Annotated in this window: 17 protein-coding genes; 9 read left to right on the top strand and 8 right to left on the bottom strand. The window is 73.7% G+C overall.

The window, feature by feature from the left end:
• The first annotated feature begins 59 nt into the window (after positions 1-59).
• Positions 60-1,103 (top strand): glycoside hydrolase family 6 protein, encoded by a 1,044-nt coding sequence (locus FHX71_RS23315; RefSeq protein WP_182619766.1) that lies wholly within the window; start codon positions 60-62, stop codon positions 1,101-1,103.
• On the opposite strand, the gene FHX71_RS28880 is transcribed toward FHX71_RS23315, so the two are convergent.
• The gene (locus FHX71_RS28880) at positions 1,104-1,799 is read right to left on the bottom strand and encodes a TetR/AcrR family transcriptional regulator (RefSeq protein WP_312877186.1); all 696 of its coding nucleotides are present in this window, start codon (positions 1,797-1,799) and stop codon (positions 1,104-1,106) included.
• Between the two features lie 126 nt (positions 1,800-1,925).
• Here FHX71_RS28880 and FHX71_RS23305 point away from each other — a divergent pair, with 126 nt between their 5' ends.
• Both FHX71_RS23305 and FHX71_RS23300 read left to right on the top strand, forming a co-directional pair.
• A complete protein-coding gene (locus FHX71_RS23305; RefSeq protein WP_182619765.1) occupies positions 1,926-4,775 on the top strand; it encodes an MMPL family transporter in 2,850 nt (949 codons plus the stop codon).
• Positions 4,772-7,081 (top strand): YhgE/Pip domain-containing protein, encoded by a 2,310-nt coding sequence (locus tag FHX71_RS23300; protein WP_182619764.1) that lies wholly within the window; start codon positions 4,772-4,774, stop codon positions 7,079-7,081. Before FHX71_RS23305 ends, FHX71_RS23300 begins: the two co-directional genes overlap by 4 nt.
• Positions 7,082-7,165: 84 nt before the next feature.
• On the opposite strand, the gene FHX71_RS23295 is transcribed toward FHX71_RS23300, so the two are convergent.
• The 4 genes from FHX71_RS23295 to purB all read right to left on the bottom strand — a co-directional run bounded on the left by FHX71_RS23295 (position 7,166) and on the right by purB (position 12,396).
• Entirely contained in the window at positions 7,166-7,546 is a 381-nt protein-coding gene (locus tag FHX71_RS23295; protein ID WP_182619763.1) for a hypothetical protein, read from the bottom strand.
• A 67-nt stretch (positions 7,547-7,613) separates the two neighbouring features.
• Complete coding sequence (locus FHX71_RS23290; protein WP_182619762.1) at positions 7,614-9,038, bottom strand: acetamidase/formamidase family protein; 1,425 nt, start codon at positions 9,036-9,038, stop codon at positions 7,614-7,616.
• Between the two features lie 273 nt (positions 9,039-9,311).
• A complete protein-coding gene (locus FHX71_RS23285) occupies positions 9,312-10,685 on the bottom strand; it encodes a M20 family metallopeptidase (RefSeq protein ID WP_182619761.1) in 1,374 nt (457 codons plus the stop codon).
• A 205-nt stretch (positions 10,686-10,890) separates the two neighbouring features.
• Complete coding sequence (purB, locus tag FHX71_RS23280; RefSeq protein ID WP_182619760.1) at positions 10,891-12,396, bottom strand: adenylosuccinate lyase; 1,506 nt, start codon at positions 12,394-12,396, stop codon at positions 10,891-10,893.
• 260 nt (positions 12,397-12,656) lie between these two features.
• Between purB and FHX71_RS23275 the strand changes: the two genes are divergently transcribed.
• Together FHX71_RS23275 and FHX71_RS23270 are read left to right on the top strand one after the other, a co-directional pair.
• On the top strand, positions 12,657-12,893 hold the full coding sequence (locus FHX71_RS23275; protein ID WP_182619759.1) for a hypothetical protein: 237 nt from the start codon (positions 12,657-12,659) through the stop codon (positions 12,891-12,893).
• Complete coding sequence (locus tag FHX71_RS23270) at positions 12,890-14,395, top strand: lipase family protein (RefSeq protein ID WP_182619758.1); 1,506 nt, start codon at positions 12,890-12,892, stop codon at positions 14,393-14,395. The genes FHX71_RS23275 and FHX71_RS23270 overlap by 4 nt, the downstream gene beginning before the upstream one ends.
• A gap of 34 nt (positions 14,396-14,429) precedes the next feature.
• Here the strand turns inward: FHX71_RS23270 and FHX71_RS23265 are convergent, their stop codons facing one another.
• Complete coding sequence (locus FHX71_RS23265; protein ID WP_182619757.1) at positions 14,430-14,837, bottom strand: phage holin family protein; 408 nt, start codon at positions 14,835-14,837, stop codon at positions 14,430-14,432.
• A gap of 14 nt (positions 14,838-14,851) precedes the next feature.
• On the opposite strand from FHX71_RS23265, the gene hisC reads away from it, so the two are divergent.
• Entirely contained in the window at positions 14,852-15,940 is a 1,089-nt protein-coding gene (gene hisC, locus FHX71_RS23260; RefSeq protein ID WP_182619756.1) for a histidinol-phosphate transaminase, read from the top strand.
• Between the two features lie 46 nt (positions 15,941-15,986).
• Here the strand turns inward: hisC and FHX71_RS23255 are convergent, their stop codons facing one another.
• Positions 15,987-16,886, bottom strand: coding sequence for a helix-turn-helix transcriptional regulator (locus FHX71_RS23255; protein WP_182619755.1), 900 nt, complete (start codon positions 16,884-16,886; stop codon positions 15,987-15,989).
• Positions 16,887-16,988: 102 nt separating this feature from the next.
• On the opposite strand from FHX71_RS23255, the gene FHX71_RS23250 reads away from it, so the two are divergent.
• A complete protein-coding gene (locus tag FHX71_RS23250) occupies positions 16,989-18,503 on the top strand; it encodes an MFS transporter (RefSeq protein WP_220490243.1) in 1,515 nt (504 codons plus the stop codon).
• Positions 18,504-18,609: 106 nt separating this feature from the next.
• Here the strand turns inward: FHX71_RS23250 and FHX71_RS23245 are convergent, their stop codons facing one another.
• Positions 18,610-19,620, bottom strand: coding sequence for an acetylxylan esterase (locus FHX71_RS23245; RefSeq protein WP_182619754.1), 1,011 nt, complete (start codon positions 19,618-19,620; stop codon positions 18,610-18,612).
• Positions 19,621-19,924: 304 nt separating this feature from the next.
• On the opposite strand from FHX71_RS23245, the gene pdhA reads away from it, so the two are divergent.
• A complete protein-coding gene (pdhA, locus tag FHX71_RS23240) occupies positions 19,925-21,094 on the top strand; it encodes a pyruvate dehydrogenase (acetyl-transferring) E1 component subunit alpha (RefSeq protein WP_312877185.1) in 1,170 nt (389 codons plus the stop codon).
• Positions 21,095-21,099: 5 nt separating this feature from the next.
• Positions 21,100-22,131: an alpha-ketoacid dehydrogenase subunit beta gene (locus FHX71_RS23235; RefSeq protein WP_182619753.1), complete on the top strand. Its 1,032-nt coding sequence runs from the start codon at positions 21,100-21,102 to the stop codon at positions 22,129-22,131.
• Positions 22,132-22,138: the final 7 nt, after the last annotated feature.

Raw genomic sequence — 22,138 nt, 5'->3', positions numbered from 1 at the left:
GTCACGCGGGCACGCCCCGGCCTCCCCGGCCGGGGCGGACCCGACGAACGGAGAGCGCCATGTCTCGCCTACGACGACGTAGCCGCACGGCGGCCCTGGCCGCAGCCCTCGCACTCGTGACCACCGGGGCACTGACCGCGGCCACCCTGACGGCGCAGAGCGCCACAGCCGGGGTGACGAGCCTGGGGGTCACCAGCCTTGGCGTCACCAGTCTCGGTGTGACCAGCTTGGGAGTGACGAGCCTGGAGGCTGAACCGGTGGCGGCCACGGAGCTCTACGTGGACCCGACCACCCAGGCGCACGCCGCCTGGGAGGTGGCGGGCGGGACCGACAAGGACCTGCTCGCGAAGATCGCCCTGACGCCCCAGGCCTACTGGGTCGGCAACTGGGCGGACGCCGACCACTCCCGCGCCGAGGTCGCCGACTACACGGGCCGGGCCGCCGCTGCCGGACGGACCGGTGTCCTGACCGTCTACGCCATCCCGGGCCGCGACTGCGGCAACCATTCCGGCGGCGGGGTGCCGGAGAGCGAGTACGCGCGCTGGGTCGACACCGTGGCGGCCGGCATCGAGGGCAGCCCGGTGGTGGTCCTCGAACCGGACGCTCTGGCCCAGCTCGGCGACTGCGACGGCCAGGGCGACCGGGTCGGGTACCTGCGGTACGCCGCGGCGGCGCTGACCGACGCCGGCGCGCGGGTCTACGTCGACGCCGGCCACTCGGGCTGGCTGAGCCCGGGGGAGGCCGCGCGGCGGCTCCAGCTCGTCGGCTTCTCGGACGCCGTCGGCTTCGCGCTGAACACGTCGAACTACCAGACGACGGCGGCCACCCAGGCCTATGCCGAGCAGGTGTCGGCGCAGGTGGGCGGGCGTCCGTACGTGATCGACACGTCCCGCAACGGCAACGGGTCCAACGGGGAGTGGTGCAACCCCCGCGGCCGCGCGCTCGGTGAGCAGCCGCGGTTCGTCGACGACGCGACGTCGCTCGACGCGCTCCTGTGGGTCAAGCTCCCCGGCGAGTCGGACGGCGCGTGCAACGGCGGGCCGGCGGCCGGGGCGTGGTGGCAGGAGGTCGCGCTGGAGCTGGCGGCCAACGCGAGCTGGTGATCAGTCGGCGTTCGTCACCAGGAGGTTGACGAGCTGGCTCAGGACGGCGGCGCCCGGGGTGGCGTCGCCGTCCTCCCGTTCGGGGCTGGCGACGACGGCGGCCCGGGCGGACGACTCGTACACGCTGAGCAGCAGGTCCACGGCGGTGCGCTCGTCGACGGTGAACCGCAGGCCGAAGTCCCGCAGGATGCGCCCGATCGCCGCGCCGAGCTCGGTGCGCAGGGTCTGCTCCTGGGCCAGGAACGGCTCGCCGACGGCGGGGTCGCGCATGGCGAGCAGCTCCAGCTCGGCGCGCATCAGCGCCCACTGCCGGGCGTCCCCGGCATCGGTGACCACCACCGAGAGGATGGTCTGGATCGCGTCGTGGTCCACGGCGCCGCAGCGGACGACGTCCGGCTCCAGCTCCTTGCCCACCGACTCCAGCGAGACGAGCTGCCGGCGCATCGCCCGCTCGGCGAGCGCGAGGAACAGCTCCTCCTTGCTGCTGAAGTTCGAGTAGAAGGCGCCGCGGCTGAAGCCCGCCGCCTCGCAGACGGCCTCGATCGACGCGCCGTGGATGCCGTGCTGCGCGAAGACGGTGAAGGCGGCGTCGAGCAGACGCTCGCGCGTCCGTTCACGTCGGGGGGTCAGTGCCGTGGCGAACGCGCGCTCGACGGGCGACTCCGAGCCGACGTCGCCGGCGGGTTCGGTGGTCACATCAGCTCCTCAGATGGCGGATGTCCCAGCCTATCAATACATCCGTGTATCCGATGCATCCGTGTATCGGATACAGTGGTGCATCGAACGTCCCCTCATCGGTTCCCGCCTCGCTCAGGAGTGTGCGTGTCCTCCGTCCTCTACTCGCTCGGCCGCTGGGCCGTCCGCGCCCGCCGGCTCGTCGTAGCCATGTGGGTCGTGGCACTCGTCCTCGTGGGCGGTGCGGCCGGCCTGCTGCAACAAGGTCTCGACAACCAGGTGTCCATCCCCGGCACCGAGTCCCAGGAGGCGCTCGACCGGCTGGCGGCGACCTTCCCGCAGGTCAGTGGCGCTTCCGCCCAGGTGATCGTGGTCGCGCCCGACGGCGGGACCATCAACGACGACGCGATGCGCGCCGCCATCGAGGACGGCGTCGAGGACCTCGGCGACGTCTCCCAGGTCGAGGTCGTCACCTCGCCCTACGACGACCTCATGCCGGCCTCGGTCTCCGACGACGACCGCGCCACGCTGCTGACGATCCAGCTCGACGGCGACCAGGGCTCCATCACCGACGAGACCAAGGACGCGCTGGGCGTCGAGACCGAGGCGCTGGCGCAGGCCCTGCCCGCGGGCGCCGAGGCGCACCTCGGCGGCCAGCTCTTCTCCTCGAAGTTCCCCGAGATGACGCTCACCGAGGGGATCGGCCTGCTGGTCGCGCTCGTGGTGCTCGTGCTGACCCTCGGCTCCCTCGTGGCCGCCGGCCTCCCGCTGCTCAACGCGCTGCTCGGCGTCGGCGCCTCGATGGGCCTGCTGTTCGCCGCCACGGTGCTCGGCCCCATCAACTCGACCACCCCGATGCTGGCGGTGATGCTGGGCCTGGCGGTCGGTATCGACTACGCCCTGTTCATCGTCTCGCGACACCGGGAGCAGCTCGGCAAGGGCCTCGACGTGCACGAGTCGATCGCGCGGGCCACGGCCACGGCCGGCTCGGCCGTCGTGTTCGCGGGCCTGACCGTGATGATCGCGCTGGTCGGCCTGGGTGTGGCGGGCATCCCGTTCCTCACCATCATGGGCGTCGCGGCGGCGGTCACCGTGGGCGTCACCGTGCTCGTCTCGCTGACCCTGCTGCCCGCGCTGCTCGGCATGGCGGGCGAGCGGCTGCGTCCCCGGCCGTCGCGCAAGGAGCGGCGTGCTGCCGCCCGCGCGGCGGCGGCCGCGGTCGAGGCCTCGCAGGGCACCCCCGCCCAGGACGACCTCGAGGCGACCCGCACGCGCGTCGCCGTCGTGGCGCCGCCCGAGGAGAAGCCGAACCGCTTCTTCGCCGGGTGGGTGCGTGCGGTGACCAAGGTCCCGGCCCTGACCGTGGTGCTGGTCATCGCCGGCATGGGTGCGCTGAGCTACCCGGCGCTCGACCTGCGCCTCGCGCTCCCGGACGCGGGCGTGATGGCCGAGGACGACCCGGCGCGCGTCACGTACGACCTGGTCTCCGAGAACTTCGGGGACGGGTTCAACGGTCCGCTCATCGTGACCGGCTCCATCGTGACCAGCACCGACCCGGTGGCGCTCATGGACCAGATCGGCGACGAGATCGCCGACCTGCCGGGCGTGGCCGACGTGCCGCTCTCGACGCCCAACGAGTCCGCGGACACCGGCATCATCCAGGTGGTGCCCGAAGGCGGTCCGACGTCGGCCGAGACCGAGGCCCTGGTGCGCGAGATCCGCTCGCTGCACGACCACTTCCTCGACGAGTACGGGGTGGACCTGGCCGTCACCGGCTTCACCGCGGTGGGCATCGACGTGTCCGACAAGCTCGGCAACGCGCTGCTGCCCTTCGCCCTGGTGGTCGTGGGCCTGTCGCTGATCCTGCTCACGATGGTCTTCCGCTCGATCGCGGTGCCGATCAAGGCGACGATCGGCTACCTCTTCTCCGTCGGCGCCGCGTTCGGCGTGGTCTCGCTCGTGTTCGAGCACGGCGTCCTCGCCGAGGCGCTCAACGTGACCCGGACCGGGCCGGTGATCAGCTTCATGCCGATCGTGCTCATGGGCATCCTGTTCGGCCTCGCGATGGACTACGAGGTGTTCCTCGTGTCCCGCATGCGCGAGGACTACGTGCACGGTGGCAGCGCGAAGCACGCCATCTCCACCGGGTTCCAGGGCTCGGCCAAGGTCGTCACCGCGGCGGCGATCATCATGATCGCGGTCTTCGTGGCCTTCGTGCCGCACGGCGACATGAACCTCAAGCCGATCGCGCTCGGACTGGCGGTCGGTGTGGCCGTGGACGCCTTCGTGGTGCGCATGGTCTTCGTGCCGGCGGTGCTCGCACTGCTGGGCGAGAAGGCCTGGTACATGCCGAAGTGGCTCGACAAGGTGCTGCCCTCGTTCGACGTCGAGGGCGAGGGCCTGACCCGCGAGCTGTCGCTGACGGAGTGGCCCGAGCCGGGTGCGACCGACTCGGTCGCGGCCGGGGACCTCGAGGTGCACGGCGCGTCCGGCACTATCGTCGGCCCCGTGAGCGTCCGGGTGCCCGACGGCGGCACGCTGCTCGTCCACGGCGACGCGACCGCACCGGTCAGCGCCTTCCTGCTGGCCGTCGCCGGCCGGATCAAGGTGTCGGGCGGCGTGGCCAAGACCGCGGGTCTGGTCCTGCCCGAGCGGGCCTCGTCGGTGCGGCGCCTGGTCGCGGTGGTCGACTCCGCGGCCGAGGACGGACGTCCCGCCGCGGCGGTCCGCCGGGCCCTCGGCGACAAGCCGAAGGTGCTCGTCGTGGACGGCACCGAGACCGTGGGCGACCTCGCGGCGCGGGCCGAGCTGGCGCAGGCCGTCGCCGGTGCCCAGGCCGCGGGTGTCGCGGTGCTGCTGGGCTCGACCGGCTTCGCCGCGACCGACCTGGCGCCCGCCGGTACCCCGGTACTGGACGTGACCCCTGGCGAGAGGGCTGGCGCCGGCGCCCACCTCGCCACCGATACAGACGTGACCGAGCAGGAGGTGCGGGCATGACGACCGCGAACAAGTGGCTGCGGCCCGAGCCGTTCCGTAACCCGTGGCGCGCCGTGGCCGTGGCGCTCCTTCCCCTGATGATCCTGGGCCTGCTCATCTCGGCCCTGTGGAACCCGCAGGACCGGCTCGACACCGTCAAGGCCGCGATCGTGAACCTCGACGAGCCCGTGACGGTCGAGGGCCAGATGGTGCCGCTCGGGCGCCAGCTCGCCGCGGGCCTCGTGAGCGGCGGCGAGACGGCCGACGCCGCGGCGGGTGAGGCGGCGGCGATCCCGGCGTCCGACGCGAGCTACGACTGGGAGATCTCCGACGAGCAGTCGGCCGCCGACGGCCTGGCCGACGGCACCTACGCCGCGGTCATCACCATCCCGGAGGACTTCTCGGCGGCCGCCACGTCCTTCGGCGGGGACGACCCGGCGAAGGCGGAGCAGGCGACCATCGACGTCGCCACCGCCCCTGACGGCCGCGTGCTCGACGACGCCCTCGCGCAGGTGGTGGCGCAGACCGCCACCGGCGTGCTCAGCAGCACCCTCACCGAGACCTACGTGGACAACGTGCTCGTCGGCTTCTCCACCCTCTCCGAGGAGCTGGGCAAGGCCGCCGACGGCGCCGACCAGCTCGCCGACGGCGCGACCGAGGCGGGCAAGGGCGCGAAGCAGCTCGCGGACGGCGCGCAGCAGACCTCCGACGGCGTGTCGGGGCTCGGCGACGGCGTGTCCGGCCTGGCCGGCGGCGCCGGGACCTGGGCCTCGGGTGCCGGGCAGTGGGCTGCCGGTGCGGACCAGACAGCGGCGGGCGTGTCCGGGTTGGCCTCGGGCGCATCCGAGCTGGCGAGCGGCGCGGACCAGGTCGCCTCCGGCGTGGGTCAGAGCTCTGCCGGGGCTGCGGGCCTGGCGGACGGCGCTGGCGAGCTCGCCAAGGGGGCCTCGGGACTCTCGGACGGCGCTGCCGAGCTTGCCGGTGGGACCAGCCAGCTCGCCGCGGGTGCGAAGAAGGCTGCTGACGGTACGCAGGTGCTTGCCGGGAGCGCGGCCGACGCGTCGGACGGCGCCGTCGCCCTGTTCACGGAGACCGCGAAGGTTTGCGCGAACCCGGCGCTTGCGCTCCAGGTCCCGGAGCTGTGCGCCGCGATGGCCGAGCACAGCGACCTCCCGGTCGATGCCGGCACCGTCGAGTACGGGCTCAACGCGCTGTCCGACAAGAACAGCCCGGAGAGTCTCTACGGCCTCGCTGCGGGGGCCTCGGAGCTTTCGGGGGGCGCGGACGAACTCGCCGCCGGTGCTGACGGGCTCGCGGTGGGTGTGAACAAGGTCGCCACCGGCAACAAGCAGCTCGCCGGCGGTCTCGGCGAGCTGGAGGACGGCGCGACCCAGCTCGCGGGCGGTCTCGGTGAGCTGTCCAACGGCGCCGACCAGGCGGCCGGCGGCGTCAGCGCACTGTCCGCGGGCGCTCGTGAGCTCTCGGGCGGCGCGGGCGGCATCGCGTCGGGTGCCACCCAGCTCGCCGACGGCGCCGGCCAGCTCGAGACGGGTACCGACCAGCTCGCGACCGGTGTGGGCGGCCTGGCCGACGGCGTCGGCGAGCTGGCCGGCGGCGCGACGGAGCTCTCGGACGGCCTGGGTCAGGCGACCGAGGAGATCCCGTCGTACACGGAGCAGGAGCGCAAGTCCCTGGCCTCCGTGGTGGCCGACCCGGTCGCGACCGACGGTGAGGTCACGGACCTCAACACCGGCACGACCGGCCCGATGTTCGCGGTGCTGGCGCTCTGGCTCGGCGCGCTCGCGCTGATGATCGTCTTCCCGCCGGTCCCGCTGCGGGCTCGCGGCTCGACGCGCGGTGCCTTCCGCCTCACGCTCGGGACGTTCGCGGTCCCGGCCGCGATCGGCCTGGTCACCGGCCTCGCGACGGGCGCGATCCTGGCCGGGATCGAGGACCTGGGCGTCGGCGGCTGGGTCGCGACCATGGGCTTCGGCGCGCTGATCTCGGTCGCGTTCGTCGCCGTCAACCAGGCGCTCGCCGCGGCGCTCGGGCACGTCGGCCGGGGCATCAGCCTCCTGATCGCGGTGCTCGTCATCGCGACCGGTGTGGTGTCGACCGTGCCGGGCGTCCTGGAGGGGCTGGCAGGGTTCCTGCCGGTGGGTCTGAGCATCGTCGGCCTCGTCCGGCTCACCGAGCCCGGCACGGGCGGGATCGCGATGGCGACCGCGGCGGTGGTCCTCTGGGCCCTCGCGGGGCTGGTCGTCACGACGCTGATGGTCGCGCGCGAGCGCACCGTCCGGGTCGCGGAGCTCCTCCGCACCGCCTGACCCCCTACCGCTGAGCCCGACCCCCACCGCTGAGTGCGGGATGTTCGCCCTTCCAGACCGCTGGAAAGGGCGAACATCCCGCACTCAGCTGTGTTCCGGCTGGACGCGGCGGAGGCGGCCCGCCGTGTCCGGCCACGGCACGTGCACCGCCTGCAGCGGGACCAGGGCCTTCGCCAGGAAGGCGTCCCGGAGCACGATGCCGGCGGGGGAGAGCTCGCTGATCGCGAGCTCGGGGCCCGCGCCGTCGAGCAGCCAGTGCTCCGCGAGCTCCCGCAGGCCGCGGTCGAGCACGATCTCCTCGGCGGCGTGGTAGTCCTGCACGTCGCCGACGGCGTGGCCGAGGCGGTTGCGGGGGAGCACGGTGGCGTAGTCCTCGGTCACCGGTTCGAGGTAACCGACGGTCTCGCCGTCCTCCCGCGTGACCGCGAGCCAGGTGTCGACGGGGGCTGTCTCCGGCATCGTCATGGCCCGACCCTAGGGTCGGTCACCGAGCCCGCGCCCGCTGTTTTCCTGGCCCGCGGCCACGGCAACCTCAGGCCAGGTCGGACTTCCGGATCAGCCCGTGCACGCCGACCGTCCGGTCCACGACCTGCGAGACGGCGAAGTCGGCCGCCGCGGAGAGGTAGGCGTACGCGACCGCCCGGTCCAGGCCGTGGTCGTGCTCCAGGAAGTCGAGGGCGTTCACAACGGCCCGGCGCATCGCGACGTCGAGGTCGCTGAGCTGGCCGCCCACCGCGCCGTCGGGGTCGGACAGGCCGATCGGAATCCAGGCGTCCGCCGTCTCGGCGAAGGGGTACGAGTACGCGACCGACGGCGCGTCGCCGGAGCCCGGCTTGCAGACGGTGAGCCGGAACGTGCCGCGCAGCGAGCCCTCCATCGCGGTGAGCGCCACCTCGCCGTCGCCCATCGCCATGTGCGGGTCGCCGACGTAGAACAGCGCGCCCTCGGCGCTGACCGGCAGGTAGAAGGTCGAACCGGCACCCAGGTGGCTGATGTCGATGTTGCCGCCGCCCAGCGTGGGCGGGATCGAGTTGGCCTCCGGTGAGGTGAGGTTCGTCGTCTCCGCGTAGGCGACGCCCATCATCCCGAAGAACGTGCGGAGCGGGAACCGCACCCGTCCCCGGCCGGAACCCATGGTCGCGTGGTCGCCCCGCACCTCGGCGAACACGGACACGTTGCCGTACTCGGTCGGGATGCCGGAGTCCCGGCCGTCGGTCGCGACGGGCGGCATCACCTCGTCGAGCGTGATCCCCGCGGGGGCGCCTGCGGCCGTCGCCGCCAGGGCGCCCTTGCCGTGCCGCGACGACACGACGCCGTACGGCACGCGCGGCGTGGCCTCCAGCGTCTCGATCTTCAGCACGTCGCCTGGTTCGGCCCCCTCCACGAAGACGGGCCCGGTCACGACGTGCGGCCCGTCGACGTCGAAGTTCCGCGCCGTCCGGGAGTACCCGGCGGCGATCGCGACGGCGTCGTCGAGCACCTCGCGGCGTCGCACGCCGTGCTCGGCGAAGTATCCGACCGGGTCGCGGCCCTGGTCCTCGAGGATGCCCTCGTGGGAGACGGAGTCGATCGTGATCGTCCGACCGGAGCGGACCCGCGTCACGGCGTCGGCGTGCACCGACGGGACGTAGCCCCACAGGACGTCGTCCGTGTCGGAGCCCAGGTAGACGTCGCCGCGGATGCGGCCCTTGCCGGGCTGGAGGATGCCGGAGTACCGCCCGGAACCGCGCCCGGCGCCTGCGCCGTGAGCCGCCCCCGCGCCGCGGACGGCCTGTGCGGCCGAGCCCGACGTCGGGCTCCCGGCCGCCGCGGGCACCGCCGCTCCGGCGGCGAGTGCGGATCCCGCCCCCACGCCCAGTGCGGCCTGCAGGAACCGGCGCCTGCCGAGTGTCGCGACCAGCGTCTGCGCCGCGGTCCGTCCTTCGAGATGTCCGCCTTGATGTCCGCGAGGTGTCACGGGTCCACGCTCCTTCGGTCGGGCGCGCGATCGGGCACCGCGCGAGCCTGACGCTAGAAAGCGGAGATTTCGCCCGGATGTGCGGGCCGTTACGACGGGACCGACCTGTCCGCTGAGAGGCTCTCCTTCGAGACCTAAGTTTCTCCGCTTTGGTTGGCCCGAGAGCGAAGAAACTTAGGTCTCGAAGGAGATGTCTCCCGCCAGGCTCGGTCGGTCCCGGCGTAACGGCCCCGGCCCTGCTCCGGTCCCGGACTGGGCCTCGGCGGCGCGCTGTCAGTCGAAGTAGCGCTCCACGTCGACCGGGCCGCCCTGGGCGGCGAACTCCTCGTGGACGGCGGCCCGTAGCCCGGCGTCGGACAGGTAGTCCAGGGCGGTCGCCGCGAGCCCGGCGGCGCTGTCGACGGCGGCCGAGACCGCCGCGGGGGTCGCTGCTGCAGCCGCGAACTCGGCGGTGTGCAGTGCGACGTCGGGCCCCGAGACCTGCACGAGCGGGTGGATGCCGGGGATGCGGAACGAGACGTTGCCGAAGTCGGTGGACGCCGCGAGCGTCTCCGAGAGCACGCCGAAGGGCAGCGGGTCGCGCCCGCGGCGGTGCTGGGCCGTGACCCAGCGGCGGGTCAGAGCCTCGTTGGTCCGCACGGGGAGGCTCGGGTGCGCGCCGTCGTCCCAGGCGATCTCCACCTCGGTGCCGGTCATGAGTGCCGCGCCGCGTGCGATGTCGTCGAGACGACGCGAGAGGTCACGGAGGGTGTCGGGGTACTTGGACCGCGCGTAGAGGTGCACCACCGCGCGCTCCGTGATGATGCTCGGCCGGGTGCCGCCCTCGGCGATCGTCGCGTGCACGCGGTCGACCGGCGGCATCTGCTGCCGCAGCAGGCCGATGCCCTGGTACGCGAGGGTGGCGGCGTCCAGCGCGTTGCGGCCCATGTACGGCTGGGCCGAGGCGTGCGCGGGCCGGCCGGTGAAGGTCCAGGTCAGCAGACGGCGGCCCAGCCACACCTGGTCCGCGACGTCGAGCCCGTACGGGTGCACCATGATCGCCGCGTCGATTCCCTCCAACGCCCCGTTCCGGGCCAGGACCTCCTTGCCGGAGTGTCCCTCCTCGGCGGGGGTCCCGAGCAGGACGACGCGACCCGCCGGGAGCGGGCGACCCGCCGACCCGAGGACCTGGTGCAGCGCGAGGAACGCGCCGACGCCGGCCGCCGCGATGACGTTGTGGCCGCACGCATGGCCGATGCCGGGCAGCGCGTCGTACTCGGCGCAGATGGCGATCGTCGGGCCGGCGGGGTCGCCGAACTCGGCCCGGAACGCCGTCGGCACCCCGTGGACGCCCAGCTCCGCCTCGACGCCGTGCCGGGCGAGCACCTCCACGAGCGTCGCCGCGCTGCGGTGCTCCTCGAAGGCGGGCTCAGGATGCTCGTGCAGCCTGCGGACGATCTCCGCGAGCTCGGGTTCGAGGCCCTCCGCCGCCCGCTCGACGGCGGTGATCAGGTCGGCGGGCGCCCCGCCGTCGTCGTCCGGACCCGCGTCGGCGGCCTGACCCGCGGGTGCCGCACCGGCCAGGGCGGCCCGCCGTCCGGCGGTCTCGGCGACCAGGTGGTCGAGGTACGCGGTGCTCGGCGGGGTGGGGCGGTTCATGCGCTCCATCGTATGGAGCGCGGACCGGCCCACCTGGTCCATCTCGCCCAAACGGAACGCCCGGCCTGTTTGCGCGAGGTCTGACTCGCGCAAACAGGCCGGGCGTTCCGCTCGGCGCATTCGGCTTCAGGCTCTACCTATGTGGCCTGAGGCTGCGGTTCCGCTCCGGGCGAGTGCCTCGTTCCTCGGCCCCCACCTGCGCTGCACCTCCGCCTCAGTCCAGGTAGTCCTTGACCAGCTGCTCCGCCAGCCCCGTGTACGTCGCCGGGGTCAGGGCGGCGAGGCGGGCGGCGACGTCGTCCGGCAGGCCGAGGCCCGCGACGAACTCGCGCATGCGCGCGCCGTCCACGCGCTGGCCGCGCGTGAGGTCCTTGAGACGCTCGTACGGGTTCTCCATGCCGGGCACGCCCGCGACCGACGCCGCGCGCATCGCGGACTGGACGGGCTCGCCCAGCACCTCCCAGTTTGCGTCGAGGTCCTCGCGCAGCAGCGTCTCGTTCACGGCGAGTCGGTCCAGGCCGCGCGCCACGTTGTCGATCGCGAGCAGGCTGTGCCCGAACGCCGGCCCGATGTTGCGCTGCGTCGTCGAGTCGGTGAGGTCGCGCTGCAGGCGGCTGGTCACGAGCGTCGCCGAGAGGGTGTCCAGGAGCGAGCACGAGATCTCGAGGTTGGCCTCGGCGTTCTCGAACCGGATCGGGTTCACCTTGTGCGGCATCGTGGACGAGCCCGTGGCGCCCGCGACCGGGATCTGCGTGAAGAACCCGAGCGAGATGTACGTCCACACGTCCGTCGCCAGGTTGTGCAGGATGCGGTTGAAGCGGGCGACGTCGGAGTAGACCTCGGCCTGCCAGTCGTGCGACTCGATCTGCGTGGTCAGCGGGTTCCAGTCCAGGCCGAGACCCTCGACGAACGCCTTCGACACCGCGGGCCAGTCCGCCGTCGGGACGGCGACGACGTGGGCACCGTAGGTGCCGGTGGCGCCGTTCAGCTTGCCCAGGAACTCGGCCCCCTCGACGCGCCGGAGCTGACGTCGCAGGCGGTGCGCCAGCACGGCGAGCTCCTTGCCCAGGGTCGACGGCGTCGCGGGCTGGCCGTGCGTGCGGCTGAGCAGGGGCGCGGCGGCGTGCTCGCGTGCCATGCCGGCGAGCTGGTCGACGACGGCGGTCGCGGCCGGCAGCCAGACGTCCCGCACCGCGCCCCGCACCATCAGGGCGTACGACAGGTTGTTGATGTCCTCGCTGGTGCAGGCGAAGTGCACCAGCTCGCTGGCGGCGGGGAGGCTCGTCTCGCCGAGCGTCTCGGGCGCCGCGGCGATGCGCCGCTTGATGAAGTACTCGACGGCCTTGACATCGTGCACCGTCTCGCGCTCGATCTCGGCCAGCTCGGCGATCTCGTCCGCGCCGAACGTCGCGGGGATCGCGCGGAGGTAGTCGACCTCCTGCTGCGACAGCGTCGGAGCCCCCGGCACGACCGGCGCCTCGACGCCCTCCGCACCGTTGCACAGCGTGATGAGCCACTCCACCTCGACGTGGATGCGCTCGCGGTTCAGTGCGGCCTCGCTCAGGTGGTCCACGAGCGGCGCGACGGCCTTGCGGTACCGGCCGTCGAGCGGGCCGAGCGCGATGGCCGGGCTCACCTCCGCGAGCGCGACGCGGGTGACGGCGCCGGCGGAGTCGGCAGGGCTGGCAGCAGGGGCGGTGGTCTCAGGCACGTGCTCCATTCTCCCACGGGCCCGTCTTCGGGCCGCCTCGTTGTCCACAGGCATGGCGTGATGCTGTGCGACCGATCGGCACACCGGTCGGGAGAGACCCTCCCGACGGCGTCCCGCGGGAGCGAGCCCGACCACAGGTGGCCGTTCGGGCCGTCCGTGCACAGACGCCCCTGGCGGCCCGACGCCGGACCACAGGCCCTGCGTAACGTCATCGGGACACGTGACCGGTCGACCCAGGGAGTGCGAGCGCCGATGAACAGAGACCGGCCATGAGCGGCCCGTCGTGCTTCCCCGTCCCGGAGAGCGCCGTGCCCGCGCTCCTGCGGGCCGCGGACCTGGTGGACGGGGCGGTGGTGGGGGTACGGGCCGCGGCCGAGGTCGAGTGGTGTGCCCGTGCGGCGGAGCTGTACCGGGTGGCGGTCGGCGACGTGGCGCGTGCTCTGGTCCAGGACCGGGCCGTGCTGGAGGGGGCCCTACGGCTCGCGTACGGCGGGTGGGTGCGGTGAGCGGGGGACCCTGGCGGCCCGAGGACACGGTCACGGTCTACGGCGGGAAGGGCGCGTCGGCCGTCGAGACGGCGTCCGTGCGGCGTGCCGCCGCACTGCTGGCCCGCGCGGCGGACGACCTGCGGGCGGCCGCGCTGTGCTGCCTCGGGGTGAGCCGTGACCTCGCGGTCGTCCCGGGCGGTGCGGCCGGGCCGTGGGAGCCGCTCGGCCCCGCGGGAGCAGCGCTCGCCCCGCAGACCCTCGCCCTGGACGCCGCCCGACACCTCACCGACCGGGCCGACCTCTGCGACCTGCTCGGCTGGCGGCTGCTCCGCGCGGCCGGCCTGTACGAGGAGGCCGAGTCGACGGCGGAACGCCTGGTCGGCGGGCTCGTCACGGCGTGGGCGTTCGGCACCGGGGCGGCGTTCGGCGTCCTGGGCTGGGCAGGACTGGCGGGGATCGGCGTCGTGGGTGGTGCGGAGGTGGGCGCGCGTCTGGTCGGCAGCGGGCTCGCCGGGGGCCTCCCGTCGGCACTCACCGGCCGGCTCGGGTCCGGTCTCACGCGCGGCCTGTCCCCGTACTCGGACGAGGCGGTCACCGGCCTGGGCGGCGGCGTCGCGCTGGCCCGGCCCGGCCTCGCCGGGGGCAGACCGGGCGTGGAGGGCGCCGCCGGTGTGCTCGCGCACGTGGCCCGCGAGACGCCTCTGCTCGGCAACGACGACGCCGGCGTCCGGCTGGCCCGGCTCGGCCCCGGGGACTTCGCCCACGGCGCGGTCCCGGCGTGGTCCACGAGCGGGGCCGGGTCGGTGCAGGAGGCGCTGGCCCGGGTCGACGACCTCTACCCGGGCACGGGCGGCGCCCCCGCGGCCACGATCGCCGTCCAGCGGGTCACGGGCGCCGACGGCGGGGTGTCCTGGACGGTGCTGGTCCCGGGCACCCAGTCCGCCCTGCCCGCGGACCACCCCTGGGACGGCCGGACCGACCTCGAGCTGGTCGCGGGCCAGGCCGACGGCGCCACGGCGGCGATCGAGGACGCGCTGGCGGACTCCGGCGTCGGACCCGACGAGCCCGTGACCCTCGTGGGGCACAGCCTCGGCGGGATCGCCGCCGCCGCGCTCGTCTCGCGGGCGGGTTTCACCGAGCGGTACCGGGTCGGCGGGCTGGTCACAGCCGGCGCGCCGACGGGCCTGCTGAACACGCCGCCCGGCGTCCCGGTGCTGCACCTGGAGACGCCGGAGGAGCTCGTCTCGAACACCGACGGCCGGTCCGCCGCGGAGAACCCGCGCACACGCGACCGCGTCACCGTGGTCCGGTCGCTGCGGGACTCGGTCGCTGTGGGCGACCGGGCGGCGTCGGGCAGCCTGCCGCAGGCGCACGCGGTCGCCACGCACGTCCGCACGCTCGACCTGGCCCTCGCCTCGGGCGACCCCCGGGTGGTTGGCGCGGCCGACCGGATCGGCGCCCGGCTGACCGGCCCGGAGGTGAGCACCGTGTTCTACCGGGCCGAACGCGCGGGCACGTGACCCGGATCAGGCCGTGACCCGGGTCAGCCCCGGCTCACTCCGAGATCCGCTTGGGCAGCACCGCCAGCAGGATGGTCTGCACCACGGAGATCACGATCGCCGCCAGCACGAACCACCAGAAGCCGCCGTTGATCTCCAGGCCCCAGTTCGGGGTGTCGGAGAACCAGGACTGGTTCGTGATGAGCGTCGTGATCCACAGCATCAGCGCGTTGATGAGCACCGACACCAGACCGAGGGTCAGGATGTAGAGCGGCAGCGAGATGAGCTGGACGATCGGCTTCACGATCATGTGGACGAGTCCGTAGACCACGGCGACCACGATGACGGCGAGGATCGTGCCGAGCGTGGTCCCGTTGCTCACGACATCCATGTGGGACCCGAGGATCAGGGACGACAGCGCGATGGCCAGTGCGGTGATGAGGATCTGCGCGACGAGCTTCATCCGGTCATCGTGGCATGCTGACCCTCGTGGAAGAAGCATTCGTACCGCTCCGCGCCGCCGTGTCGGCCCTCCCCGCCTACGTCCCCGGAGCGCGCGCCGGCGCCGGTGCCCAGGTGTGGAAGCTCTCGTCCAACGAGAACCCCTACCCGCCGCTGCCGTCCGTGCTGGAGGCGATCGCGCGGGGCGCGACCGAGGTCAACCGGTACCCGGACATGTATGCCGGCGAGCTCGTCGAGGCGCTCGCGGCCCACACCGGCGTGGTCGCGGAGAACGTCGTCGTCGGCAACGGCTCGGTCGCGGTGCTCGCGCACGTGCTGCAGGCCGTCGTCGAGCACGGTGACGAGGTCGTCTTCCCGTGGCGCTCCTTCGAGGCGTACCCGATCGCGGTCGCCGTCGCGGGCGGCAAGGCCGTCACCGTCCCGGTCCAGGAGGGCACGGGCCGGCTCGACCTCCCCGCGATGGCCGCGGCCGTCACGCCCGCCACCCGCGTGGTCCTGGTCTGCACGCCGAACAACCCGACCGGCCCCGCCGTGCACGCCGACGAGCTGGAGACGTTCCTCGCCGCGGTGCCCCGGGACGTGCTCGTCGTCGTGGACGAGGCCTACCTGGAGTTCGTCCGCGACCCCCGCGTGGCCGACGGCGTCGACCTGCTGCGCCGGCACCCGAACGTGGTGCTGCTGCGCACCCTGTCCAAGGCCTACGGGCTGGCGGGCCTGCGGGTCGGCTACGCGGTCGCGGAGCCCCGGCTGGCCGCGGGCATCCGAGCGGTGTCCACGCCGTTCGGCGTCTCGCACATCGCGCAGGTCGCGGCGCTGGCGTCGCTGGCGCCCGCCGCGCAGGGCGAGCTGCTGGAGCGCGTGGACGCGCTGATCACCGAGCGCACCCGGGTCACCGGGGCGCTGCGCGAGCAGGGCTGGGCGCTTCCCGACACGCAGGCCAACTTCGTCTGGTTCGGGCTCGGCGAGCCGACGGCGCAGCGTGCCGCCGAGGCGAGCGGCGGCGGCGTCCTGGTCCGTCCCTTCGCGGGCGACGGGCTCCGCGTGACCATCGGCGAGACCGAGGCCAACGACGCGTTCCTCCGCATAGCGGCCACCTGGCGCTGACGGACGGTCCCCGACGGACGGTCCCCGACGGACGGCGCCGCCCGGCTCAGCCGATCATCGCGTCCGCCAGCACGCCGTCCCGTGCCGTCCAGGCGGGCGCGGCGCCCACCAGGGAGTCGAGGCGCTCGAGCCGGCGGGCCGAGTCGGCGTCGGCGGGAGTGAGCACGACCATCCGCTCACCCCGGTCGCGGTCGAGCCACAGACCCTGGAAGACGGTATCGAGCCTGCCCACCCGGGAGGACAGGTAGCGACGCAGTTGTCCGGGCCGGTCGCCCCGCACCTCGTGCTCGTCCCAGTACCGCACGAACTCCGGCGAGTGCTCGCGCAGGCCGCCCAGCAGTCCGCTCCACCTCGGGTGCTGCCGGAACTCGGCCTCCCGCGCGCGGAGGCGTCCGGCGAGGTCACGGAGCACCACCTCGGGCTCCACGAGGCTGTCGCGCCACTCGTCGTTCATGAACAGGAGCCAGGCGCAGTTCCGGTCGACGGGATCCACCGAGTCGAGGTCGCCGAACAGGAACCGGTAGCTGCGGTTGGCCGCGACCAGGTCGTACGTCGCGGTCTGGATCGCGGCGGGGAAGGGCAGCAGCCGCTCCAGCAGGGCGATGTGCTCGGGGCGCACCTCCATCAGCGGGTTCGGCGCGTCAGCCCCGGGGTCGGCCGCTCGGCCGGCCAGGAGCATGAGGTGCCGGCGCTCCTCGGGACGCAGGCGCAGCGTCCGCGCGACGGCGTCGAGCACCTGGTCCGACGGGTGGGGCGCCCGCCCCTGCTCGAGCCACGTGTACCAGGTGACACCCACCCCGGCGAGCTGCGCCACCTCCTCGCGGCGCAGACCAGGGGTCCGGCGCCGGCCGGCGTGCGGCAGCCCGACGTCGGCCGGCGTCACACGCCCGCGGCGCTCCCGTAGGAAGGCGCCGAGCGCCTTGTGGTCCGGTGCGGTACTCGTCACCCGACCAGTGTCACCCCGCGGGGCGTGGGCAACCAGGTGGTGTCAATACCCGTATGGACAGGCTCCTGGTACCAGGATGGCGAGCGGCGCACCGTCGAGGGCATGACGACATCTCTCCCCACCGCGGTCGACCCCGGCGCGCTGCCGGCCCACCCCGAGCGCCCGGCACGGCCGCTCCCCGCCATGGCGCCGGCGCTGACCTGGGGCGGCCTGGCCGTGCTGCTGCTCGCCTTCCTGCCCGTGAACTTCACGTTCGGCGCGGTGAACCTGCTGGTGCCCGCGATCCGGGCGGATCTGGCCGCCGGCCCGTCGGGCGGGGCGCTCGTGCTGTCCGCCTACACCACCACCTTCGCCGCCGGGCTGGTGGTCTCCGGGCGGCTGGGCGACCGCTACGGCCGCCGGAGGCTCCTCAGGATCGGGCTGGTCGCCTTCGGCGTGCTGGCAGTCCTGACCGGCCTCGCTCAGGACGTGGTCTCCCTGGTGGCCCTGCGTGCGGCCCTGGGCCTGGCCGCCGGACTGTTCACGCCCCAGGTGCTGACGAGCATCCAGGCCACGGCGCCCGACCGGCTCCGCACCCGCGGGATCATCCTGTTCACGGCGGCCGGCGCGGTCGCCTCGATCGCCGGCCAGGTCGTGGCGGGCGCGACCACCGTCGCGCTGCCGGAGCACCTGGCCTGGCGAGCGGTCCAGGTGGTCACCGGTCTCATCGCACTGGTGGCGCTGCTCGGCCTGCGCGCCGTCCCGGAGTCCCGCTCACCGGCGCCGCTCGGGCTCGACCTGCGGGGCGCCGCCCTGCTCGGCGGCGGGCTCGTGGCGCTGGTCGTGCCGCTGACCCTCGGCCCGACGGCGGGGTGGCCGGCCTGGTCGCTCGGCCTGCTGGCCGTCGCCGCGGTGACCCTGACGGCCTTCGGCCTCGCCCAGCGCGCCACGGAACGACGGGGCGGGCTGCCCGTGGCGCCGCCGAGCGTGCTGCGCGTCCCGGCGGTGCGGATCGGCCTGACCCTGACGCTGCTGTTCTTCGTCTCCTACAGCGCGTTCCTCTACGAGGTCTCGGAGTACTCGCCGACCGCCTGGGGCGCGGACGGCTGGGACGTCGCGATGCTGACGCTCGGCTTCGGCGGCGGGTTCCTCGTCGCCGCGCTGCTGCTGCCGGGCATCCTGCGCCGGGTGGGGCCGCGGATCATGGTCTACGCCGCGTCCGGTCAGGCCGCGGCGCTGCTCGCCATCGCGCTGGTCGTCGGGCTCGACGGCGGCCGGAGCGCCCCGCCGGCGCTGCAGCCGCTGCTCGTCGTCCTCGGTGCCGCGCAGGCCTTCATGTACGGGCCCGCGCTGCAGACGGTGCTCTCGCGCACCCCGGTCTGGGCGGCCGGCGTCGCGGGCGGACTGCTGACCACGCTGCAGCAGCTCGGGATCGGCCTGGGCGTGGCCCTGCTGGGCGGGCTCTTCCACGCCGTGGCCGGCCTGGCGGGTGGAGCGGCCGGTGGGACTGCCGCGGCGGACGCCACCGGGACGGGGTCCGGGCTGACCGTCGGCCTGGTCGCCGCTCTGACCGTCCAGGCCGGGTGCGCCGTGGTGTTCGCGCTGCTGGCGCACCGCGTCGCGCGGGATGCAGCGTGATCGGTAGAACGTCAGACGATCGGCATTCCGAGCTGCCGACCATCTGACGTTTTACCGACCGTCTGACGTTCTGCCGACCACAGCCCCGCGCCGCCCCGGCGCCCGGTCAGCCAGCCACGCACCTCGCGATGTGGCCCCGGGTCGCCGATGCGGCCCGGGCCTTCACATCCACGTCGCCGGGGTAGTCGGCGTGACCGGCCGGCAGCGTCTCCAGCTCCAGCGCGGGGCAGGCCGCCCCGCCGGCCCGGGTCGCGGCGACGGCCGCCACCGCGTTCGCCACGGCGAACTGCCCGGGCGGCGGCACCGCCGCGTCCCACAGGGCGCACTCGCAGCGCACGGGGATGCGCAGGTACCCGGCCGCCGTCGACGTGTCGAAGTAGCGCAGCACGTCCCGGGCCTCGGGGTGCTCCGCGACGTACCGGCGCACGGCCTCGCCGCTGCCCGTGCACTCCAGCCCGAGCCGCACGTCGTACTGCCCGAAGCTCGGTACCACGAAGGTCGCGCCCACGAACCGGCGGTCCCACGGCAGGGCCAGCGCACCGATCCCGCCGAAGCTCTCGCCCACGTAGTAGAGGGGCAGGTCGCCGGCCACCTCCACCAGGGCGTCGGCCGCGTGCCACAGGTCGACGGCGCAGCGGCCCAGCGAGTAGGTCGCCACCGAGCCGATGCCGTGCACCACGTGCTCGGCCGCCTCGTCGGGCGCGCCGACGCCGCTGTTGAGCGCCCCGAGCCCGCGGGCCACGGGGAAGACGACGGCGGCGTCGTCGGGCACGCGGTCGAAGGCGGGTGCGTCCCGGCCGCCGTAACCGTGGCCGTGCACCACGCCGACCCGGGCCCGGCCCTCGGACGGCAGCGCCAGCCAGCCCCGCAGCCGCAGCCCGTCGGCGCCCGCGTGCTCCACCTCGTAGAGGTCGTGCGCCCCCTGCCGGCCGAGCGACGTCAGCCGAGGCTCGGGGCGTACCACCCGCGAGGCCGCGAACCATCCCTGCCACAGCTCGGCGAAGCCGGCGGGCGCCGGAACGGGCTCGACGGCGAGCAGCGCGTCCCGGTCGTACCCGTAGGTGCCGTCGATCGGGGCGTCGGGAAACCAGGTGGCGTAGGGCTCGGGCAGGGGCACCGGACCAGTATCGGTTCGGGGCCCGGCGAGACGCGGGCGCCGCGCGGAGCGCTCACGGCCCTGGGCGCCGATACCCGGTCGCACCCTTGGTGGGTTTCGACAAACGGTCCCCGGAGAGATTGGGGGACATCGCGGCAGACCAACCTACGGAGCCGTAGCCTACGCTTGCGTAGGCTACGAGAGCGTAGGTTGCGGATCGGCCAAATTTCCGGCTGGACCCGTGCCAGGATGGAAAGGTCCCCGGAACGGGCCGGGCGTCTCCGCATCAGCGGGCGCTCGCCGCCCGCAGGTGAAGGAGGAAAGTGTGACTACCACCAACGGCTCCAACGAGGCGATCCCGACGTTGCAGCTACTCGATCCCCGAGGGCGCCGCGTCACGACGCGCGGCACCAAGGGCTATCGCGACCGCGCCGCCGCGCTGACCACGGAAGACCTCCGTGGCATGTACCGCGACATGGTCCTGACTCGCCGTTTCGACGACGAGGCGACCTCGCTCCAGCGGCAGGGCGAGCTCGCCCTGTTCGCGCCTGCTCGTGGCCAGGAGGCCGCGCAGGTCGGCAGTGCCTACGCGCTGCGGCCGCAGGACTACGTCTTCCCGTCCTACCGGGAGCACGGCGTGCTGCACGTCCGCGGGCTGGACCCTGTCGACCGGCTGCGGTTCTTCCGCGGTTCGGACCACGGCGGGTGGAACCCGACCGAGCACAACACGGCGGTCTACACCATCGTGATCGGCGCCCACGCGCTGCACGCCGTCGGCTACGCCATGGGCGTCCAGCGGGACGACACCCCGCACGACGAGCACGACGGCACCGCCGTGATCACCTACTTCGGTGACGGCGCCACCTCGCAGGGCGACGTCAACGAGTCCATGGTCTACGCGGCGGTGAACGAGGCCCCGGTCGTGTTCTTCCTGCAGAACAACCAGTGGGCCATCTCGGAGCCCACCACCCGGCAGACGAAGACCCCGCTGTACAAGCGCGGCGAGGCGTTCGGCATGCCCAGCCTGCGGGTCGACGGCAACGACGTGCTCGCGGTGTACGCGGCGACGCAGGAGGCGATGGAGCGGGCCCGGCTCGGCCAGGGCCCCAGCTTCATCGAGGCGTTCACCTACCGCATGGGCGCCCACACGACGTCGGACGACCCGACCCGCTACCGCACCTCCGAGCAGGAGGAGATGTGGCGCCAGCGCGACCCGATCGACCGCCTCGGTGCCCTGCTGCGGTCCGAGGACGCGCTCGACGACGAGTTCGAGGCCGAGATCAAGGCCGCGGGGGACGAGCTGGGCGCAAAGCTGCGCACCGGTGTCCGCGCCCTCGACGGCGGCCCGGCCGTCTCCAGCACGTTCGACGACGTGTACGCCACGCCGCACGGCGTCGTCGCCGCAGAACGGGCCTGGTACGAGGCCTACGACGCCGGTGACCCGCCGGCGCCCCAGTATGCGATCGCGGAGTCGGCCCAGGGAGGCGCACGATGACAACCATGGCGGAACGAACGCACACCACAGGCGGCGCCGCGGAGCCGGCGTCGGGCACCCAGACGCTGACGATGGGCAAGGCGATCAACGAGGGCCTGCGCGCCGCGATGCGGCGCGACGACAAGGTCATGCTCATGGGTGAGGACATCGGCCCCCTGGGCGGCGTCTTCCGCGTGACCGACGGCCTGCAGGCGGAGTTCGGCGAGCGGCGCGTGGTCGACACGCCCCTGGCGGAGTCCGGCATCGTCGGTACCGCGATCGGCCTGGCCATGCGCGGCTACCGGCCCGTCTGCGAGATCCAGTTCGACGGGTTCGTCTTCCCGGCGTTCAACCAGATCACCACGCAGCTCGCCAAGATCCACAACCGGACGCGCGGGGCCGTGCAGATGCCCGTCGTGATCCGCATCCCGTACGGCGGCGGCATCGGTGGCGTCGAGCACCACGGCGAGAGCCCGGAGGCGCTGTTCGCGCACACCGCGGGTCTGCGGGTGGTCTCGCCGAGCACCCCGCAGGACGCCTTCACGATGATCCAGGAAGCCATCGCCTCCCCGGACCCCGTGATCTACTTCGAGCCGAAGAGCCGCTACTGGGGCAAGGGGCCGGTCGACCTGGGCACGCCCGTCGGCGCCGACACCCTCAACGCCGCCCAAGTGGTCCGCCAGGGCACCGACGTCACGCTCGTCGCCTACGGGCCGTCGACGGTGACGGCGCTCAAGGCCGCCGACGCCCTCGCGGAGGAGGGCAAGTCGGCCGAGGTGATCGACCTGCGCGCCATCTCGCCGATCGACACCGCGGCCGTCGTAGCCAGCGTCCGCAAGACGGGGCGCTGCGTCGTGATCCACGAGGCGCCCGTGTTCTTCGGGGCCGGCGCCGAGATCGCGGCCCGGGTCACCGAGGAGTGCTTCTACGCGCTGGAGGCGCCCGTGCTGCGCGTGGGCGGTTTCCACACGCCGTACCCGGTGGCCAAGCACGAGCACGAGTACCTGCCGAGCGTGGACCGTGTGCTCGACGCCGTCGACCGTGCCTTCGCGCACTGAGCCAGGA

Origin of the sequence: Promicromonospora sukumoe (assembly GCF_014137995.1) — a bacterium.
GTDB lineage: Bacteria > Actinomycetota > Actinomycetes > Actinomycetales > Cellulomonadaceae > Promicromonospora > Promicromonospora sukumoe.
This window is presented reverse-complemented; position numbering and strand designations above follow the sequence as displayed.

Coding starts and splice junctions, on each gene's coding strand:
- hisC (WP_182619756.1), top strand. CDS start 14,852: ATGCTGACCCTCGTGGAAGAAGCATTCGTACCGCTCCGCGCCGCCGTG.
- FHX71_RS23315 (WP_182619766.1), top strand. CDS start 60: ATGTCTCGCCTACGACGACGTAGCCGCACGGCGGCCCTGGCCGCAGCC.
- FHX71_RS23265 (WP_182619757.1), bottom strand. CDS start 14,837: ATGAAGCTCGTCGCGCAGATCCTCATCACCGCACTGGCCATCGCGCTG.
- FHX71_RS23300 (WP_182619764.1), top strand. CDS start 4,772: ATGACGACCGCGAACAAGTGGCTGCGGCCCGAGCCGTTCCGTAACCCG.
- FHX71_RS23235 (WP_182619753.1), top strand. CDS start 21,100: ATGGCGGAACGAACGCACACCACAGGCGGCGCCGCGGAGCCGGCGTCG.
- FHX71_RS23250 (WP_220490243.1), top strand. CDS start 16,989: ATGACGACATCTCTCCCCACCGCGGTCGACCCCGGCGCGCTGCCGGCC.
- FHX71_RS23275 (WP_182619759.1), top strand. CDS start 12,657: ATGAGCGGCCCGTCGTGCTTCCCCGTCCCGGAGAGCGCCGTGCCCGCG.
- FHX71_RS23285 (WP_182619761.1), bottom strand. CDS start 10,685: ATGGAGCGCATGAACCGCCCCACCCCGCCGAGCACCGCGTACCTCGAC.
- FHX71_RS23295 (WP_182619763.1), bottom strand. CDS start 7,546: ATGACGATGCCGGAGACAGCCCCCGTCGACACCTGGCTCGCGGTCACG.
- purB (WP_182619760.1), bottom strand. CDS start 12,396: ATGGAGCACGTGCCTGAGACCACCGCCCCTGCTGCCAGCCCTGCCGAC.